The 2,674-nt window shown below is 66.5% G+C and carries 2 protein-coding genes; both read right to left on the reverse strand.

What is annotated here, in order from left to right; translation table 11 throughout:
• Positions 1-1,451 (reverse strand): GMC family oxidoreductase (locus QOC89_RS26685; RefSeq protein WP_323047772.1); only part of this gene is annotated, 1,451 nt, incomplete at its 3' end.
• Positions 1,448-2,674, reverse strand: a 1,227-nt coding sequence (locus QOC89_RS26690) for a CoA transferase (protein WP_323047773.1), incomplete at its 5' end; no start/stop codon positions are given. The genes QOC89_RS26685 and QOC89_RS26690, both read right to left, overlap by 4 nt.

The raw sequence follows: 2,674 nt of genomic DNA on the forward strand, positions 1-2,674 counted from the left end.
CTCATCGCGTCGTCGCCCATCCGGCAAGTGCCGACCGCGTGATACACCGTCGAACCGTTGTCGCGCGCGTATTGCAGCAGTTGCTCGTCGGTTGCAGCCGCGCGCCCGGGCACGGTTTCGTCAGCGATGTAGCGCGCGATCTCCGGCTGCGCAAAAATCTTCCGGCCGAATTTCAGCCCCTCGACGACCGTAGCACGATCGAGTTCGTGACTCAGATACTCAGGCGCGATCACCGGCGCGACGCTCACGTCGCTGCTGCGGATATGCACGTGGCCACGGCTCTCGGGCCGCATCTGCCAGACTCCGCACGACACGCCCGGCTCCGACTCGAGCACGCCGATGCGCCCCGCCGCGAAGCTGCCCGGCGCCATCACGTACTGCACGTCTGGCCGCTTCGCGAGCGGCGTCTGCCCAAAACCGCCGACAATCGCGGCGCTATAGGTCAGCACCCCGCTGCCGCTCACCACGTAGCGCATCATTTCGCGTGCGAGCGCGAGACCGTGCGACCGTTCGTTCGCCGTCTGCGCACCGCGCACGCGAAAGCCGAGCCGGACCACGTAGTGATCCTGAAGATTCGCGCCGACGCCCGGCAGCGAGACCCGCGTGCGAATGCCCGCGTTATCGAGCACGTCGCTATTGCCGATGCCGCTCAGTTCCAGCAGCTTCGGCGTGCCGATCACCCCCGCGCTCAGGATCACCTCATGCGCCACGCGAACCTCGACGTTTTCGCCACTGCCCGTGACGGCGCTGACGCCCGTCACCTGCGCGCCGCTGCCCGCGAGCGACGTCACCTGCAGGCCGGTCAGCACAGTCAGATTCGGACGTGCCATCACGGGCCGCAGATAACCCCGCGCGGCGCTCGAGCGGCGCCGTCCGTCGCGGGTCTGCTGGTAATAGAACACGGACGGGCCATGCGTGGTGCTGTTGGGGTCGTCGACGAACTCGAGGCCCGCCTGCTTCGCGGCGCGCACGACGGAGCCGCAGATTTCCGGCGGATTCTGCACGCGGCTCACGCGAATCGGACCATGAGTGCCGCGTTGCGGACTACGCCCTTCTGTCCACGTCTCGGAGCGGCTGTAGTACGGCAGGCAGTTGTCGAAGTTCCAGCCGGTCGCGCCCGCGCGTTCCCAGGCGTCGAGATCCTCGGCAAACGGCCGCACATACAGCAGCCCGTTGATCGCGCTCGATCCGCCGAGCCCCCGGCCGCGCGGAAACAGGATCTCACGCCCCCCGGTCTGTTCGCTGCCTTGGGTGCGGTAACGCCACGTCACGCCCGGATGGTCGAGCAGCCGCACGAACCCCGCCGGAACGTGAATATACGGATGCCGGTCGCGCTCGCCCGCCTCGATCAGGATCACCTTAACCTTCGGATCCTCAGTCAGACGGTTCGCGAGCACGCAACCCGCTGTGCCGGCGCCGACGATCACATAGTCCGCCGCGTAAGTTTTCATGAGCCTACCCCCGTGTCGGCCACACGCCGGCTTTCGAGTACGTCGATCTCTTCGTCGCTGAAACCGAACTCGGTAAGCACTTCGGACGTGTGTTCGCCAAGCACCGGCGGCGGCCTGTGATACGTCGCCGGGCTGCCGTGAAAATTCACCGGGCTAGCGATGTTCGTGACGGTGCCCACACGCGGATGCTGGATCTCGATCACTGTGCGGTTGTGGCGGACCTGTGGATCCTGCGTCAGCGCCGTGTGGTAATCCTGCACCATCGCGCACGGGACATCGGCGGCGCTCAGATGCGCGACCCAATGTTCGGCCGTGTGCGTCGCAAACACCTCTTCGAGAATCTGGTCGAGCGCATGGCGATGCGCGGTGCGGGCGGTGTTGCCGATAAAGCGCGCGTCGCTCAGCAGGTCTTCGCGCACCAACGCGCGGCACAGGTTCTGCCAGAATTTTTCGGTGAAACACGCCGCGAAGAAATGCCGGCCATCGGAGCCGCGATAGTTGCGATACGGCACCATCGTTGGATGGCCGCTGCCGAGACGTTCGGGCGCCTTGCCGCTGCGCAGTGTCTCGCCGTCGCGTGGAATCGTGCTGAAGAGGGCCGCGGACAGCAACGACGTGTCGATGCGCTGTCCTTCGCCGTGCCGTTCGCGATGCAACAGCGCCGCCGAGATGCCGAACGCGAGCAGCGCGGCCGCGCCGAAGTCGGGCAGCGGCACGCCGAGACGCACGGGATCGCCGCCCGCCTCGCCCGTCATGTCCATGAGACCGGCCGTCGCCTGCACGATCGGATCGTTCGCGGGCCAGCCGGCATAGGGACCGCTCTGTCCGAACGCGGACACGCTCGCGTAGACGATCCGCGGATTGCGCGCCTTCACCGCTTCATAGCCGATGCCGAGGCGCTCGACCGTCCCCGGGCGGAAATTCTCGACCACCACGTCCGCCTGTTCAGCCATTCGCAGGAACGCCGCGCGCCCTTCCGCCGACTTTAGATCCAACCGTATGCTGCGCTTGTTGCGATTCTGCGAGAGGAACTGCACGCTCTCGCCCTCGACGAACTGGTTCCCGAGGCTGCGCGCCAGATCGCCCGCGCGCGGTTCCTCGATCTTGATCACGTCGGCCCCGAGGTCGCCAAGCAGCACCGTGCCGACGGGACCCGCCGTCATCACGGTCAGGTCGAGAATGCGATAGCCCGAGAACGGGCCAACTGGTTTCTTATCCATGAC

This window comes from Paraburkholderia sp., from assembly GCF_034668105.1.
Taxonomy (GTDB): domain Bacteria; phylum Pseudomonadota; class Gammaproteobacteria; order Burkholderiales; family Burkholderiaceae; genus Paraburkholderia.